We start from the raw sequence: 16,233 nt of genomic DNA, 5'->3' as shown, positions 1-16,233 counted from the left end.
TTACGCGTTGGTCGAACTGCCGCGGGTCCATGGGGTTCCAGAAGAGAAGTCAGCAGCCAGCGGATTGCCGATGGCATCGACGATTGAGTCGGCAAGGACATCAAGGCGCAGCGTGCCGATGCCGGAGATCGCGTTTACGGAGACGTTGTAGGTCACATTATCAGAGGTGGAGGTAGCCGAGATCGACCCAGTGGCGGACCCTGTTGTGGCCAGTGTGAAATCCGATGAATCGACACCAGTGACTGGCTCCGAGAACGTCACCACGAAATCAACCGCGGTTGCATCTGGTGCCGGACTGCCGCTGAAAGCCGTCGAGACTACCGTTGGCGCTACCGCATCGATCAATACAGAGCTCAGGTCAGGCACCCCGTTAAGAGTGAGATTGGCATCGGTTCGGGCGCCGTTGTAGATCGAGCCGCCGTTCAGGGAAATTGAAGGCCCCAGACCGATTCCGCTTGGGGCCAGATCGCCGGATTGAACAACGTAGGAAAATGTAAGCTTGTTCGAGGCATCTCCCGCTGCATAGGAAGCAGACCGCGCAGCGCCGCGGAGCTCAAGGGAAAGACTGGGGCTCCCCCTCACCCCGACATTCTGATCATAGGTGACGGTGAAGGTCAGTATATCACCGGCTTTGTAGGTGCCATCCGCCGGCCCGCTTACGTTCGAAACGATTGGTGCCGAAGAGGGCTCGACATAGGTGAAGCCGCCCGTCAACGTGTCGCTGCCGCCCGGAGTGGTTACCGTCACATCGACCGCTCCGGCCGGATGGGGGTCTGCGGTGGCGCTTATTTGAGCGGGACCTTCCTGTATGAAGCGTGCCGCAGTGCTGCCGAAGGTGACGACCGTCGCTCCGGCCAGATCAGCGCCGGTGATAATGACGTGGGTGCGGCCAACCGACGAGCCGGCCGTCGGCGCGATGCCAGTGATCGTCGGAGGCGCCACGAAGGCGAAAGCGTCAGTCAGCGTGTCGCTGCCACCCGGTGTGGTCACCGTCACATCAACCGTTCCGGTTGCATGGGCTGGCGTCGTCGCCGTGATCTGGGTGGCACTGTCTACTGTGAAGCTCGTTGCGGGTGTACCCCCGAAGCTTATCGCAGTCGCGCCTGTCAGGCCGGTGCCGGCAATAGTGACCGTCGTGCCGCCCGCCCCCGGACCGGCGTTTGGATTGATACTGCTGAGCGTCGGGGCCGGTACCTCATAGGTGAAGCCGCCGGTCGCCGTGGCGCTGCCGCCGGGGGTCGTAACCACTACGTCGGCCGCACCCGCCGCACGAGCCGGCGTCGTCGCCGTGATCTGGGTGGCGCTATCCACTGTGAAGCTGTTCGCCGCCGTGCCGCCGAAAGTCACGGCCGTTGCACCAGTCAGTTCGGTGCCGGTAATGGTCACCGTGGTGCCGCCAGCCGTCGTGCCTGTCGCCGGCGCGATATCGGTGATCATCGGGGCCGGAAAGTCATCATTGAGGATGGTGCCAACTCCGTCCATGGTGAGCGTCGCGCCGACCGCATCGCTCAGCTCGACGGTGAAGTTCTCATCGGGTTCGATCGTGAGATCGCCGTTGATCGTTACCGTGATCTCGGCAGAGGTCGAGCCCGGCGCAAAATTGATGGTGCCGCTGTTGGCAACGTAGTCGCTCCCTGCAGATGCGGTGCCGTCCACGGTTGCGAACGACGCACTCACCGGCTGACCGCTTGCCGGGGTAAGGGTTACTTCAAACACGCGGCTGCTGGTGCCGGTGTTGCCCTCGATGCCCCCCGTTCTGGTGATAAAAAGCTGTGGGAGCGGATCGTCATCGCGGATGGTTGCCGCCCCTTGGCCGTCACTCACCGTTGCACCGGAGACATTGGTGACGTTGGCGAAGAACGTCTCATCCGCTTCACTGATCGTGTCGCCGATTACCTGGACGGTGAAGCTGTAGAGGCTGCTGCCCGCAGGAATGGACAGGCCGGTCAAGCTGCTGGCCGAGTAATTGCTGCCATCGCTGGCGGTGCCGTCCGCGGTCGCGATGTCGAAGGTCACCCCTCCGGCACCGGCAGCCTGGCTGAGCGACACCGTGAAGGTGGCACCGGTGAAGTCATCGCCCTCGGATACGGTGACGTCGGCAATCGACAGCGTCACCGGCGCCACATAGGTGAAGCCGCCCGATAGTGTCTCGCTGCCGCTGGACGTGATCACCGCCACATCGACAGCACCCGACACATGGGCCGGCGTCACCGCCGTGATCTGCGTGTCGCTGTCGACCGTGTAGCTCGTTGCCTTCGCGCCGCCGAAGGTTGGGGCACTGGCGCCCGTCAGGTTGGTGCCGGTGATCGTGACGGAGGTGCCCCCCTCCGTCGTGCCGTTGGCCGGGGAGATTCCGCTGATCGTCGGGGCAGCAGACTGCGTCATTGCTTCCTGCGGAAAGGCGAGTGCCACCGTAAGAGCGGTAAGTACGGCCCCTAGAGCCGTAACGAAATCCTTCAACGGGTTGCTTTTGGCTTGTGACAGCATAATCCCCCACCCCCATTTCTTCGTAGGACGCCATAATATTGCCGCCGATCATGCCGCCGAGATGTCGCAGGTGCTGTCGTCGCGCTTCATGTTAATACGGCGGATGCGGCCGCCGGTCATCTCGAAAATGTCTGCGCCGCCGCCCTACGACGGTTGCCTGTGACCGTGCCGCCGAAATCGCGAACGCGTGGTCACCGCCGCCTTGGTTGACGTCGGTCGTACAGGAACGCATCTCGATTGTGTCGATGCCGACCCCGAAAGAAACATCGCCTGCGAGCGTTCCTGTCTCGTTCTCCGGCAAAGTGAGATTGTTGTTACCGTCGAGGTCTGTCAGCTCACCAGCAGAAGTTCCGCTGTCGTAGACGAAGGTATTCAGGTGTAGGGATAAAGCTGCAGGCCGCCTAGCAAGGATCTTCTTTAGCTTTCGGCCGAAGTGTACTGATAGAGCGTGGATATGATTGCAAAGTGATACGTTAGTTGCTTTTCGGTCATTATATTGTCATTGGTGCAGAAACGTACTTTGTAGGCGAGACTTCATTTGCTCAGGTGCAGCGGAAGGCACTCTATGGTGGTCAGCGTCTCGCATTGCAGACTAATGCTAGCGAGCATGTGAAAGCACGTTGAGCAGCTTTCCGGTCGGATCAGCGATGAAGAAACGTCGAACATCCCACGGTTCGTCGGTCAGATCGTGGACGATCTTGCAGCCCATCTCTTTCGCACAACGATACACCTCCTCCACATTGTCAACCTCAATCGACAGGTCGGGTACAGGTGCGCCCGAACCGCCTTCACTAAGGATGCTGATCTGGGGGATTGTCGTTTCGCGTGACGCCAGCGTGACGATCCATTCGAGATCCATGACGACATCGAGCCCGAACAAGTCGGAATAGAACTTCCGAACATCCGAAACGCTGTCTGTAGCGATATTCGCGACGATGCGCCGAACGGTCATCCTGCCACCTCCTGGCTCAGCGCCCAGAGATGTCCGAACGGGCCGCGAATATGACCTTCGCTGACACCTCGGACGATCGCTGGTGGAATGGCTCCTCTTGAGACATGGGCTGTTGACATGACGATCTCCTTCCGCGTCATCGGATGACAAAAGATAGCTGCGCGGACCGGAGCACGTCTTGAACAAAAACTAAGGAACCGGATCCAACACGTGCCCCACATAGGGTCGAATGCTCGCACGCAGGCGGCCAGGCGTCATCGATGAAAAATGTTCGACCTCGCATGTGCGACTGGTCCGAGAATAGCGCGTCGAACGCCAAATCCGACAGAGACGCAGCCGGCGTCAGTCGGTTGATCGTCGTCCGGAACCTCTCGATCCGCAAATAGCGCTTGGGTGTGAGGCCGACATTTCTGAGGAACAGTTTTCTGAAGACATAGGGCGAAAGCCCCAGCTCTTCGCAAACGTCCTTTATCGCCATCCCGGTTCTCAGGCGCTCAATCCCTCGATTGAGCGCCACCATTGCCGAGGTATCGCCAATTCGCCTTTCGATTTCGTCTTCGAGCAGATCGAGCCTGGTATGATGAGTCTCGATGTTTCGGAGCCGGTCTCCGAGACGAGCGGCATCACCGCCCCAAAACTGCGTAAGATCGACCACGTGGTCGGTGGTGGTGTGGATTGGCCCGAAGACCGTGCCGGCTCCGCCGGGCTGGAAACTGGCCCCGCATGCCGAAATCTGGGGCTTGCGCGAAATACGGCGAGGCAAGGTCGAAGGGCCTTGAAACACATGCAGCGCGCCTGATCCCCGATGCCGGTCATCATCGTCGGGGTCATGCTCGCGAAGCGGATGTCCTGACAGACTGAAAATGATCTGCGCTCGCCCCGAAGGCAAAAGCGTCTCGTATCCATCCGCCGTTGGGTCCGAAACGCAGCTGGTCTACAACGAGCCTTGTTGCCATATTCCTGGGCTCACGGGCCGTCAGCATAGAATTCTCTCGCTCAACATGTCTGCCATTCGGCATGATCCTATCAGCGAAGGCGAGAAGGCAAAAGCAATGGGCGCTCGCAACGGCAGCTTCGACTTGCTGATATCCGCTTCCAGACAGCGTATCTTCAGCGAGATGAGTTTACTTCGGATCAGCACAACGCCCGTCGTCAACCAGGCTTGATCGCTCTAGCCTCCCGATCAGGCAGACGGGCGCGCTTCCCCCTCCAGCGCTTGCGCCATGCCGTTTTGCAGCATACTGGCCAGGATGTCTGTTACGAGGCCGTTCCAGCGTTCGTTGGCGGCCAGCTCGGCGGGGAACAGCCCCGAAAGCGCCGTCAGTGCATCGGCGATGGCTCTCGCATCGCCGCCGGCGCGCGCCAGGGTGGAGGCGATCTCCTCTTCGCGCGGATCACGTAGGCGATAGGGCTCGCCGGTGTCCAGCCGCCCGGTGCAGTAGCGCATCCAGGCAGCCACCGCGAAGGCGAAGGGGCGCAGATCGCCGTCGTTGTGCAACGCGTGCAGTGCCGGCGCCAGGATGCGCTGCGGCAGCTTTTCCGTGCCGTCCATGGCGATCTGATACGTCTTGTGGGCGATCGCCGGGTTGGCGAAGCGCCGCATCAAAGCTTGCGCATAGTCGTCCGTGTCGATGCCTTCCAGCGGCGCCAGCGTGGCCGCAGCGGCGGCGAGATGGCAGCGCACGAGCTGCGCCAGCGTCTCGTCGGCCATCACGTCGCGCACATATTTGCGGCCTGAAAGAAAGCCGGCATAAGCCATCATGGAATGGCTGCCATTGAGCATTCTGAGCTTCATCGCCTCGTATGGCGCAACGTCGGCGACGAAGATCGCGCCGCCCTTCTCCCACTCGGGCCGCCCGGCGGGGAAATGATCCTCGATCACCCATTGCGCGAAGGACTCGGCCTCGACCGCAGCCATATCGCTGACGCCCAGAAGCTGTTCCACCTCGGCATGCGTTGTGTCGGTGGGGGCGGGCGTGATGCGGTCGACCATGGTGGAGGGGAAGGCGACATGCGCACGGATCCAGTCGGCAAAGGCCGGGTCGAGCCGCGCGGCGAAATCGACGAGACCGGCGCGCACGAGCCCGCCATTGTCCGGCAGGTTGTCACAGCACAGGACAGTGAAGGGGGCGAGATCCTTCTCCCGCCGCAGGCGCAGGGCCTCCACCAGCAGGCCGAGTGCACCGCGTGGAGCGCGCGGAGCGGCGAGATCGGCCGCGATGGCGGGATGCTTTTCATCGATCGCCCCGCGCTCCCGGTCGATGCCGTAGGCCTTTTCCGTAACTGTAAGGCTGACGATACGCGTCTCCGGCGCCGTCAACGCGGCGAGCGGCGCCTCGGTGTCGCGCGCGGCGGCGATCATCCGGCGGATGCTGCCCACCACCCGCGCCGACACGCCGTCCTCGCCGCGCTCCAACAGAGTGAAAAGGCCATCCTGCGGGTTAAGTGCGTCAGCGATCGCCGTGCTGCGCAAGCTGATGCCGTCGATGCGCCAGTCGCCGCCGGATTCACCGAGCGCGGCATCGGTGTAAACCGCCTGATGGGCGCGGTGGAACGCGCCGACACCGACATGAACGATGCCGACGCCGCGGGCGGCTGGATCGTAAGCGGGCCTGACGACGGACGCTGGCAGGCTGGCCAGGGTTTTGGCACCCAAGCGGATCGTCATCATGCAAGCCCGTATTGCGGATGCGAAAGCGCCGTTAAGATGCCGCGCAGTTCGGCAAGTCCCTTAAGGCGACCGATCGCGGGATACCCCGGCTGAGCTTGCCGTTTGAGATCGTCTAGAATGTCCTGCCCGTGATCCGGGCGCATGGGAATGGAATGGTCGGCGCGCCCCGCGGCCTTGCGCCGGGCTTCCTCCTTCAGCACCTCGGCGATGAGAGCCACCATGTCCGTGCCGCCTTCGAGATGGCCGGCCTCATAGAAGGAGCCGACAGGTGCCTCCGTGTCGCGGCTGACGTTGCGCAAATGGAGAAAATGCACACGCGCGCCCAACCGCCGCATCATGCCCGGCAAGTCGTTGTCGGGCCGGGCGCCGAGCGAGCCGGAGCAGAGCGTAATCCCGTTGGCCGGGGAATCGACGGCTTCCATGATGGCCGCGTAATCGGCCTCGGTCGACATGATGCGCGGCAGGCCCAGAAGCGGGAAGGGCGGGTCGTCGGGATGACAGCACAGGCGAATGCCAGCTTCTTCCGCCACCGGCGCCACTTCCTCAAGGAAGGCGATGAAATGGCGGCGGAGTTGCTCGGGGGAAATGGCGCCGTACTCGTCGAGATGCGCCTTCAACCCCTCGATCGTCAGGTGCTCCGCCGCGCCGGGAAGCCCAAAAGCGACGTTGCGGGCGAGCGCCTCCTTCCGGCTCTCGTCCATCTCGGCAAAGCGGCGCGCAGCCTCCGCGACCACCGGCTCCGGGAAGTCCATGTTTGCCCCGGAGCGCCTGAGAATATGGATGTCGAAGGCGGCGAAATCGGCATAGTCGAAGCGCATGCAGGTGCCGCCATGGGGCAGGCGCCAGGCAAGATTGGTGCGCGTCCAGTCGAGCACCGGCATGAAATTGTAGCAGGCGGTCTCGATGCCTGCGGCAGCGAGGTTTCTCAGGCTGGTTTTATAGTTGGCGATATGCTCACGCCACGCGCCCTTCTGCTTCTTGATGTCCTCGGAAACGGGCAGGCTTTCCACCACCTCCCAAGCGAGGCCAGAAGGCCGTTCGTCACTCATGACGCCGATCTCGCGCTGGCGGCGGGCGATCTCTTCGGGTTCCCAGACGGCGCCGCTCGGCACATGGTGGAGGGCAGATACCACGCCTTCGACCCCCGCTTGCCGCATGTCGTCCACGGAAACGAGATCCTTCGGCCCGAACCAGCGCCACGTCTGCCTCATGCTTCGTCCTTCTGCTTTGACCCCAATCAAGAACACGCCCGCCCAGGCGCCACGCCGGCGACGATCTTAGGGCAAGCGCGCATCAATCGATACCTGGGGCTGGTAGCAAGAAATCCATCTGTTGACTAGTATGGAAGTATGGCATTAGAGAAAGGCCGTGGAGGACAGCACCCATGAACATCGAACCGCGCACGGAATGGACGCTGGAGCAAGGGGCGCCGATCGGTCCGCAGCTTTACCGCATCCTGCGTGAGCGGATCATCAGCGCGGATCTTCCGCCGGGCAGCCGCATCTCCGAGTCGGAAGTTGCCAGGAATTACTCTCTGAGCCGGCAGCCCGTACGCGAGGCCTTCATCAAGCTTGCCGAGGATAGGCTGGTGGAGATCCGTCCGCAGCGCGGCACGCTGGTGCGCAAGATTTCCGCCGAAGCGGTGATGGACGCTCGCTTCGTGCGCGAGGCTATAGAGGCCGACATCGTCAAGCTCGTTGCCGAAAACGTGAACGAAGAACTGATCCGGGAATTGCAGAGCCAAATCGCCCGTCAACGCGAGTTACCCGACAACGACGCCGACCGTTTCCTGGCGCTGGACGAACGCTTTCACCGCACGCTCGCTGAAGCAGCCGGCAAATCCTACGCCTGGAAGGTGATCGAGGAAGTGAAATCGCAGATGGATCGCGTGCGCTATCTGAGCGCGCTCCACTTTCCCAAGCGCGAACTGGTGCTCCAGCACACCGAAATTGCCAACGCCATCATCCGCCGCGATGCGGATGCGGCGGCCCGGGCCATGCGCATGCATTTGCGCAAGATCCTGACTGACCTGCCGACCATCGCGGAGACCCGCCCGGACTTCTTCGAGACGGCTGGAAGGGCATAACTGGAAAACGAAGCCCCAAACGGAGGAAACGCAATGAAACCGATTATGAAACCGATCCTTGCAGGACTGGCCGGTGCACTGCTCGCCGGATCCGCCATGGCGCAGGAGATGACCCTGCAACTTGGCCACCTGGCAAATGAGGAGAACAGCTGGCACAAGGCGTCCGTCAAGTTTGGCGAGGAGTTGGAAAGCCTGACGGACGGGCGCATTACCGTCGAGGTCTATCCCAACGAGTCGCTCGGCAAGGAAATGGACCTGATCAACGGGATGCAGCTCGGCACCGCCGACATGACGATCACTGGTGAAAGCCTGCAGAACTGGGCGCCGATGGCCGCACTTCTGGCCGTGCCTTATGCCTATAAGAGCCTCGAGCACATGGACGAGGTGGCGAGCGGCGAGATCGGTGATCAGATCGAGGCGCAGATTATCGAGCGGGCGCAGATCCGGCCCATCGCCTATTTCGCGCGCGGTCCACGCAATCTGACTTCCAACCGCCCCATCACCTCGCCGGACGAGCTTAACGACATGAAGTTGCGCGTTCCCAACGTGCCGCTCTTCGTCGATTTCTGGGGTACCCTTGGTGCAAGCCCGACGCCGATGGCCTTCTCCGAGGTCTTCACCTCGCTCCAGAACGGCACCATCGATGGCCAGGAAAACCCTCTGGCCCTCATCCATTCGGCGAACTTCAACGAGGTTCAGAGCCACGTGAACCTGACGGAACACGTTCGCTCCTGGATCTATCTCACCATCTCCGAAATGACCTGGAACGAGCTTTCCGATGAGGACAAGGAAGCGGTGATGGAAGCCGCCCGGCGCGCGCAGGACTATGAGCGCGAGCTGTTCCTCGAGGACGAGGAGCGCCTTGCCAACACGCTTCAGGAAGCCGGCATGGAGTTTGTCGAGGTCGACCAGGAAGCCTTCGCTGAGAAAGGCCAAAGCGCTGTTCTCGATAACGTGAACGAGGAAATCCGGCCGATCGTCGAAGAACTGTTCAACGAGTAAGGTACGAAGTGGCGGCGGGTTGCCTGCCGCCACCCGTCACTAACGCCCAAGGACCGGTAAAAATCATGTGGAAAGCAAGCAATGCCGCGCTTGTCAGGCTGTTCCGCTTTGCGGTGGGGCTCGCCTTCGCGGTGCTGATCTTTTCGGTTCTGGTTCAGGTCCTGGGCCGTTCGGTATTCCACCGCTCCCCCGTCTGGACGGAAGAGCTAACGCGCTTCGCGCTGCTGTACCTCACGGCGTTCGGCGTCGGGCTTTCCTACCGTACCGGGGATCTCGTCAACGTCGATATCGTCTGCGAGGCGCTGCCGGGTCGGCTGCCGGTCGTTCTGCGCTTCGTCTCCGCCGTCGCAACGGCAGTTCTGTGCGCCGCGCTCATTTTGCCTGCCTGGCATTTTGCCATGATTGGTAATCTGCAGACCTCCCCGGCGCTGGGCTGGCAAATGAGCTACATTCATGGCGCCATGTTCGTCCTCATCGCCTGTCTCCTCCTCTTTGCCGTTCTGCGAGGGATCGCGATGTTGACAGGCAGAAGCGACGGGCGCCCCGTTCAAAATCCGGATACGCCGCAATGAGTCTCGCCATTCTGATCGGCATTTTTGTCGGCGGCCTGCTCGCCGGGATTCCCGTGGCGGTGACGCTCGGGCTTGCGTCGATGGGCTATATTCTGTCGGCCGGTCTTCCGCTGGTCGTCATGCCGCAGAAGATGTATGCGGGCATCGACGTCTTCGTGCTTCTGTCGATTCCCGGTTTCATTCTCGCCGGCAACCTGATGAACCACGGCGGCATCACCGAGCGCATCATTCGGCTTGCCAATGCGCTAGTCGGCTGGATGCGCGGCGGCCTCGGCCTTTCCAACGTCGCCGGCTCCATGCTCTTCGGCGGCGTCTCCGGCACGGCGGTCGCCGATGCGGCCTCTATCGGCGGCGTGATGATCCCCGGCATGAAGAAGGTGGGCTATCCGGGCGACTTCTCCGCCGCGGTCACGGCCGCCTCCTCCACCGTGGGGCCGATGATCCCGCCCAGCGTGCCGATGATCATTGTCGGCTCGCTGTCGGGCATTTCCGTCGGGCGCATGTTCATGGCGGGCGCGATCCCCGGCATCCTGCTGGGGCTGGCGATGATGGTGACCGTCTATATCATCGCCGTGCGGCGCGGCTTTCCGCACCAGCCCTGGCAGGGTTTTGTCGAACTCGGCCGCTCCTTCATGAGCGCTATCTGGGCGCTTGCCATGACGGCGCTGATTGTCGGCGGCCTTCTGAGCGGCATGATGACGCCGACCGAGACGGCTGTCGTGGCGAGTGTCTACGCCTTTATCGTCGGTGTCTTCATCTATCGCGAACTGCCGCTGAGGCAGGTGCCAAAGGTGGTGATCGACAGTGCCGTCTCTTCCGCCGCGATCCTTGCGCTGGTGGGATTTGCCAATGTTTTCGGCTGGATCCTCGTCTCCGAACGCATCCCGCAGATGGTGGCGAAGGCGGTCCTCTCGATTACCGACAACCGCTTCCTGGTGATCCTGCTCATCAACATTTTCCTGCTGTTCATCGGCATGTTCATGGAAACCATCGCGGCGCTGATCGTGCTTTTCGTGCCGTTACTGGCGCTGGCGCAAAGCGTCGGGGTCGACCCACTGCACTTTGCTACGTTCGCGGTATTGAACCTGATGATCGGCCTCACGACACCGCCGGTAGGCGTCTGCCTGTTCGTCTGCGCAGGCATCGCGCGGCTGCCGTTGATGAAGGTCGTACGCGCTATCGCGCCCTTCCTTCTGACAAATATCATCGTGCTGCTTCTGGTCTCCTATTTCCCGGTCTTTTCGACCTGGCTTCCCTCCCTCCTGTTCGATTGAGGCAAAGATGATGGAAACACGTGTCTGCAGACTCTACGCTCCGCATGACATCCGCATCGAGCGCCAGCCGGTGGAGGAGCTGCGGGCGGGCGAGGTACTCGTGCGCATCGGCGCCGGCGGCATCTGCGGTTCGGACCTGCACTACTACCACGATGGCGGCTTCGGCCCGATCCGCGTGCGCGAGCCGATCATCCTCGGCCACGAAGTGGCGGGCACGATCGACGCTGTGGGCGATGCGGTCAAGAACCTGGCGCCGGGCGACCGCGTTGCGCTCAACCCAAGCCGGCCCTGCAACGAGTGCGTATATTGCCGGCAGGGGCTGCGCCAGCACTGCCTGAATATGCGCTTCTACGGTTCCGCGCTCCGCTTTCCCCACGAGCAAGGCGGCTTCCGCGATCTGGTCGTGGCTGAATCATTTCAGTGTGAGAAGATCGGCGCTGAGACGAGCCTCGCCGAGGCCGCCGTTGCGGAGCCGCTTGCCGTATGCCTGCATGCGCTTGCGCGCGCGGGTGCGGTGAAGGGCAAGCGCGTGCTGATTACCGGCGCAGGCCCGATCGGCGTCTTGACAGCGGCCGCGTGTACCCTGGCCGGGGCCAGCGAGATCGTCGTGACGGATTTGCAGGACGCCGTGCTGGAGGTCGCACGTGCCATGGGGGCTACCAAAACGGTCAACGTAGTGCGCGAGGCAGAAGCGCTTGACCCCTACGGCGCCGCCAAGGGCGTTTTCGATCTTGCCTTCGAATGCTCCGCCGCCGGCCCGGCGCTTGCCAGCGCCATCCAGACCGTGCGCCCGCAAGGCACAATCGTGCAGCTCGGCGTGACGGGCGAGCTCCCGATCCCGGCAAATCTCCTGGTCGGCAAGGAGATCAACCTGATCGGCTCGCATCGTTTCGACGCGGAATTCGCCGAGGCCGTGCGCCTCGTCGACCGTCGCGCCATCGACGTGCGCCCGATCATCTCCAGTTCCTATCCGCTGGAGGAGGCGGAAGCCGCCTTCGCCCACGCCGGCGACCGCACCCGGGCCGTGAAGGTCCAGCTTACTTTCGCCGAGGGTTGAGAGGGCCCGGAAGCGGAATACGGAACGCAGCAGAGCTGGACGGCGTTAGACTGGCATGACGCTGCCTTTCACTTTTGCAATCGCGCTTCTGCCCCGGGCCTATGCACGCAACTGGACGTCGGTAGAGCGCCTGCTCGGCCTGACACTCTCGTCGGTATTTGCGCAGTCTGATCAGGATTTCCACGTGGTCATTGCGGGGCATGACCGTCCCTCGAACCTGCCGGACGACCCACGTGTAATCTTCCTGCAGGCAGACTGGCCGGCTGAGCCTGTTCGTCCAGACAATCTCGACCGTGGACGCAAAGCTTATGCCATCAACGCTCATGTTCTGGAGCGGGGAGGGGGCTTGCTCATGTTTCTCGACGCCGACGACTGGGTGGATGCCCGGCTGGTGGAAGTCGCCCGTTCCACGCTTGGGCCGGAGCATTCCGCTGGTGTGATCGACAAGGGATATGCGGTCGATTACCAGAATTTACGCGCCGCACCTCTTCCCCATACAGAGGTTTTCGACGGAGAGTTTCATCGCGTCTGCGGCTCCAGCGTGCTGCTGAGCGTGCAGCCGGATCACCCGGACCCGCTTCGCCGCGATCCTTATCAAATCCTGCACGAGCACTATCGTGTTCTCGAAATCGCTGACGAAGCGGGATTGAAGGTCGCGCGGCTGCCGGTTTCCGGCTGCTATCTGGTCAATACGTCGGACAGCCATTCGGAGGTGCACGGCCCGTATGCGGAGTGGCGCAGGCTGTTCAACGAGGCGGTCAATCGTGTAGGAAAGCCGATCGATGAACGCTTTCTTGCGCGGTTTGGCCTCGCAAACGAGCAACTTCACGCCGATTTGAATCAAAGCCAATCAAGCGCCGCCATTTAAAACGGATTCACGGGCAGGCCTGCTCTTTTATTCTCTAGAAAAGAGAGATCGTAAAAGATATCTCCTAAAAGAGCGAGCCCTGGTCGTCGGGCGTCTTGCTGGCGCGTTTCGGCTGACGCTTCGCGCTCCCCTCAGGCTTTGAGGCGGCGATGGCGCCGATGCTATCGTCGGAAAACTGCAGACGCAGCGCCTGTCCAGGCTGTATGTCTTGCGCGCGCTTGAGCGGGTTATCGTCGGCATCGCGCACCAATGCAAAACCGCGCTGCAGGACGCTTTTATAGGAAAGTGTCTCCGCCAGCCGGGATGCGTGGCTGAGGGCCGCCTTGGCGCGTTCGAGCCGTGACAGCGCTGCCCGATCTTTCCGGGCGACCGTAGCGTTCAGCCGCTCGCTGGATAAATCGATGCGCTTGAGCGTGGTGCGCGGCGTGACGCGTCCCGCGTCCCGTTCGAACCGCGCTCGGTGATTGCGGATCAGACCTTGATAGACAATCGGCAGACGGTCGCCACATTGCCCGATCTGCCGGCGCGCCTCCGCCATGCGCCGGTCCAGCATGGCGATAGACAGGCGCGCGCCGTCGTAGCGCAGGCGCTTTCGCTGCGTGGCCGTGTGCAGCCCGCGCGCCAGGCGGCCTGCCGCCTCGTCGAAGCGGCGGCGTGGAAGAGCGAATATCTGATCGGGAGAGGGCAGCGCGCGCGCCGTAGCCCGAATGCCCTGGCGCCGACGATCCAGATCGCGCGAGACCGCCGCCTTCAGTCGCGCCGAAAGCCGGGCGAGGTTGGCCTCGAGTTCCGCCTTCACTGGGACGGCCATCTCTGCGGCACCGGTCGGCGTAGGCGCGCGCCGGTCCGCGGCCAAATCGATCAGTGTCCAGTCAGTCTCGTGCCCGACGGCGGAAATAACGGGTATTCGCGAATCGGCAACTGCCCGCACGACGACCTCGTCGTTGAACCCCCAAAGATCCTCCAGGCTGCCGCCGCCGCGGGCGACCACGAGAACATCCGGCCGGGCAATGCCCTCCGGCAAGGCGTTGAAGCCGGAGACGGCGGCCGCAACCTCCTCACCTGTTGTCTCGCCCTGCACCCGCACTGGCCAGACGACGACATGAACGGGAAAGCGGTCGGTGATGCGGTGAATGATGTCGCGGATCACCGCGCCGGTGGGCGAGGTCACCACGCCGATGACACGCGGCATGAACGGCAGCGGCTTTTTCCGCTCATCCGCAAAAAGCCCTTCTGCCGCCAGCTTTCGCTTGCGCTCCTCCAACAGGGCCATCAGCGCGCCAGCGCCGGCCGGCTCGATGGTGTCGATGACGAGCTGGTATTTGGACGAACCCGGATAGGTGGTCACCCGCCCGGTGGCGATGATTTCCAAACCCTCCTGCGGTGGAAATTTGAGCTTGGAGTAAGTGCCACGCCATATGACGGCTTCGATGCGGGCGCGTTCGTCCTTCAGTGCGAAATAACAGTGGCCGGAGGCATGCGGCCCACGATAACCTGAGACCTCCCCGCGTATCCGCACCCGGCCGAAGGCGTCCTCGACCGTACGTTTTACGGCCAGCGATATCTCGCTAACCGAAAACTCGGCGACATTGCTCAAAGAATCGTTCTTTTCGTTCATACCACGATAGAGCCTTTCGTCCCGGGCGGGGTCAACCCTGGTCGCCTTTATGTCTGCCCGACAGGCCCCTTGGCGGCCGAATAGCGACGATGATGTCCCACATCGCGCAAAGAAGTTGACTTTCCACCTGCCAGGGCTCACGCTGTTTTTACAATATGAAATAAATCGGGAGATGCGACATGAGTATTATGCAAGGCTGGAACGAATACCAGCCGTCCAAGGGTGTATTGGCCTGGACGGCGGTGGGGGCAAGCGTACTCACCATGATAGTCGGTTTCACCTGGGGTGGCTGGGTGACGGGCGGCACGGCTCAGGAAAGGGCGGATGCTGCGGCAGAAACGGCCACGACGGAACTTGCCTCGAGCATCTGCGTGGAAAATTTCCGAACCTTTGATACCGCGCGGGCACAGTATCAGGAGATTACTGATCTCAGCAGCTTCCGGAGACGGCAGTTTGTGGAAGAGGCAGAATGGGCGAAGCTGCCCAACGGCGAGCCTGTCGATCGGCAGACCGCAAGCCTCTGCGCGCAGCAAATCGCGGATCTCGATCCCGATACGTTGCCTGATGCCGTTGCGGTAACCGCCGAAGAGCCGGATGATCAGGACTCGGTCGTTCAATAACGACTTCGGGGAATCGGCACCATTCCGGTTCCCCAGAGGCTATTAACACTACCCGTCATCACCATCCCGGTAGAATGTGGCTCGGCCTGTGCCGTTTGCGGTGCTGCAGGCGATGTGGCGTGTAGGCTCTGAAATCGAAACCGTTGGTGCCGTCCACCGGGAGCGGCACGGAAATATTGTCCAGACTTTCGCCTATGTGGCGGGCCAGCGCTTCAACGACCTCGGTCTGACTGGTGCGCCCGCGCATCAGGCCGATACGGCAGTCCGGCAGTGCGGGAAATCCCTCACGCTCGCCAAGAATCTTCATGCCTGGCCGTAAGGCGCATTCGGGCAAAACCGATACCGCAGCACCGGAAAGCACCGCGGCCGATATGGCCGTCGCTGAAAAACTGGTGAAAAGGATACGGTACGCACGCCCGGTATCCTCCAGCGCTTTGCAGGCTGCAACGCGCCAGGAGCAGGTGGGGCGCCCGAATGCCATCGGAAGGATTTCGCGTTCATGCATGGAATGGTTCGCAGACCCGACCCATAGAAGTGGCTCGTTCCGCACCATCTCCACCTGGTCTATGTCAGTCAGCAAAGCGAGATCGAGGCTACCCTGGCGCACATGTTGGACGAGGTTTGGCGTTGGCTCGCATAGAACGGAGAGTTCCACGCGCGGGTTGGACCGGGAAAACCGCGCTACGATTTCCGGCAGGAAGCGTTCGGCGTAGTCATCCGGCATTCCGATGCGAACATGTCCTTCGAGACTGGCTTCATCGAAAGCTGCAAGCGTTTCACGGTTGAGCCGCAGCAATTGCCGCGCATAAACCAAAAGCTGCTCACCTTCTTCTGTCAGCCTGTTCAGGCGGCCATCCTTTTCGAAGATCGGCTTGCCAATGCGCTCCTCAAGTCGGCGCATCTGCATGGAAACGGCTGATTGTGTGCGGTGCACCTCCTCGGCCGCACGGGTGAAGCTTCCTGTATCGGCAATAGCCACGAAGGTCGTGAGCTGATCCAGATCGAGCGGAGCGGACATAATTAAAT

15 protein-coding genes are annotated in these 16,233 nt (G+C 62.0%); 8 read left to right on the top strand and 7 right to left on the bottom strand.

Annotated features, from left to right (window positions below):
* From LY631_RS14490 to LY631_RS20510, 3 genes are all read right to left on the bottom strand, one after another.
* Window positions 1–2,487 carry a beta strand repeat-containing protein gene (locus LY631_RS14490; RefSeq protein WP_274426302.1) on the bottom strand — a complete coding sequence of 829 codons (2,487 nt, stop codon included), beginning with the start codon at window positions 2,485–2,487 and terminating at the stop codon, window positions 1–3.
* A gap of 598 nt (window positions 2,488–3,085) precedes the next feature.
* Window positions 3,086–3,439 carry a VOC family protein gene (locus LY631_RS14485; RefSeq protein ID WP_274426301.1) on the bottom strand — a complete coding sequence of 118 codons (354 nt, stop codon included), beginning with the start codon at window positions 3,437–3,439 and terminating at the stop codon, window positions 3,086–3,088.
* A 136-nt stretch (window positions 3,440–3,575) separates the two neighbouring features.
* Window positions 3,576–3,917: a helix-turn-helix domain-containing protein gene (locus LY631_RS20510; protein ID WP_445082895.1), complete on the bottom strand. Its 342-nt coding sequence runs from the start codon at window positions 3,915–3,917 to the stop codon at window positions 3,576–3,578.
* Window positions 3,918–4,016: 99 nt separating this feature from the next.
* Between LY631_RS20510 and LY631_RS14480 the strand changes: the two genes are divergently transcribed.
* Window positions 4,017–4,238: a hypothetical protein gene (locus LY631_RS14480; RefSeq protein ID WP_274426300.1), complete on the top strand. Its 222-nt coding sequence runs from the start codon at window positions 4,017–4,019 to the stop codon at window positions 4,236–4,238.
* 384 nt (window positions 4,239–4,622) lie between these two features.
* On the opposite strand, the gene LY631_RS14475 is transcribed toward LY631_RS14480, so the two are convergent.
* A complete protein-coding gene (locus LY631_RS14475) occupies window positions 4,623–6,107 on the bottom strand; it encodes a mannitol dehydrogenase family protein (RefSeq protein WP_445082894.1) in 1,485 nt (494 codons plus the stop codon).
* On the bottom strand, window positions 6,107–7,321 hold the full coding sequence (gene uxuA, locus LY631_RS14470) for a mannonate dehydratase (protein ID WP_274426298.1): 1,215 nt from the start codon (window positions 7,319–7,321) through the stop codon (window positions 6,107–6,109). The genes LY631_RS14475 and uxuA overlap by 1 nt, the downstream gene beginning before the upstream one ends.
* Window positions 7,322–7,494: 173 nt before the next feature.
* On the opposite strand from uxuA, the gene LY631_RS14465 reads away from it, so the two are divergent.
* The 6 genes from LY631_RS14465 (at window position 7,495) to LY631_RS14440 (ending at window position 12,969) form a co-directional block, all read left to right on the top strand.
* The gene (locus LY631_RS14465; RefSeq protein ID WP_274426297.1) at window positions 7,495–8,196 is read left to right on the top strand and encodes a GntR family transcriptional regulator; all 702 of its coding nucleotides are present in this window, start codon (window positions 7,495–7,497) and stop codon (window positions 8,194–8,196) included.
* 33 nt (window positions 8,197–8,229) lie between these two features.
* Window positions 8,230–9,198: a TRAP transporter substrate-binding protein gene (locus LY631_RS14460; protein WP_274426296.1), complete on the top strand. Its 969-nt coding sequence runs from the start codon at window positions 8,230–8,232 to the stop codon at window positions 9,196–9,198.
* Window positions 9,199–9,263: 65 nt separating this feature from the next.
* The gene (locus LY631_RS14455) at window positions 9,264–9,770 is read left to right on the top strand and encodes a TRAP transporter small permease (protein WP_274426295.1); all 507 of its coding nucleotides are present in this window, start codon (window positions 9,264–9,266) and stop codon (window positions 9,768–9,770) included.
* Entirely contained in the window at window positions 9,767–11,044 is a 1,278-nt protein-coding gene (locus LY631_RS14450) for a TRAP transporter large permease (protein WP_274426294.1), read from the top strand. Before LY631_RS14455 ends, LY631_RS14450 begins: the two co-directional genes overlap by 4 nt.
* A 10-nt stretch (window positions 11,045–11,054) precedes the next feature.
* On the top strand, window positions 11,055–12,101 hold the full coding sequence (locus LY631_RS14445; RefSeq protein WP_274426485.1) for an L-idonate 5-dehydrogenase: 1,047 nt from the start codon (window positions 11,055–11,057) through the stop codon (window positions 12,099–12,101).
* Window positions 12,102–12,156: 55 nt separating this feature from the next.
* Entirely contained in the window at window positions 12,157–12,969 is an 813-nt protein-coding gene (locus tag LY631_RS14440) for a glycosyltransferase family A protein (RefSeq protein ID WP_274426293.1), read from the top strand.
* Window positions 12,970–13,033: 64 nt separating this feature from the next.
* Here LY631_RS14440 and xseA read toward each other — a convergent pair whose 3' ends face one another.
* On the bottom strand, window positions 13,034–14,587 hold the full coding sequence (gene xseA / locus LY631_RS14435; protein WP_274426292.1) for an exodeoxyribonuclease VII large subunit: 1,554 nt from the start codon (window positions 14,585–14,587) through the stop codon (window positions 13,034–13,036).
* A gap of 179 nt (window positions 14,588–14,766) precedes the next feature.
* On the opposite strand from xseA, the gene LY631_RS14430 reads away from it, so the two are divergent.
* Window positions 14,767–15,207 (top strand): hypothetical protein, encoded by a 441-nt coding sequence (locus LY631_RS14430; RefSeq protein WP_274426291.1) that lies wholly within the window; start codon window positions 14,767–14,769, stop codon window positions 15,205–15,207.
* 58 nt (window positions 15,208–15,265) lie between these two features.
* Here LY631_RS14430 and LY631_RS14425 read toward each other — a convergent pair whose 3' ends face one another.
* Window positions 15,266–16,225 (bottom strand): LysR substrate-binding domain-containing protein, encoded by a 960-nt coding sequence (locus LY631_RS14425; protein WP_274426290.1) that lies wholly within the window; start codon window positions 16,223–16,225, stop codon window positions 15,266–15,268.
* Window positions 16,226–16,233 lie beyond the last annotated feature (8 nt).

The sequence above is a fragment of the Chelativorans sp. YIM 93263 genome (assembly GCF_028767125.1).
In the GTDB taxonomy this organism is placed as follows: Bacteria; Pseudomonadota; Alphaproteobacteria; order Rhizobiales; family Rhizobiaceae; genus Chelativorans.
The sequence above is the reverse complement of the archived record's forward strand: the minus strand, read 5'-3'. Positions and strand labels throughout refer to the sequence as shown.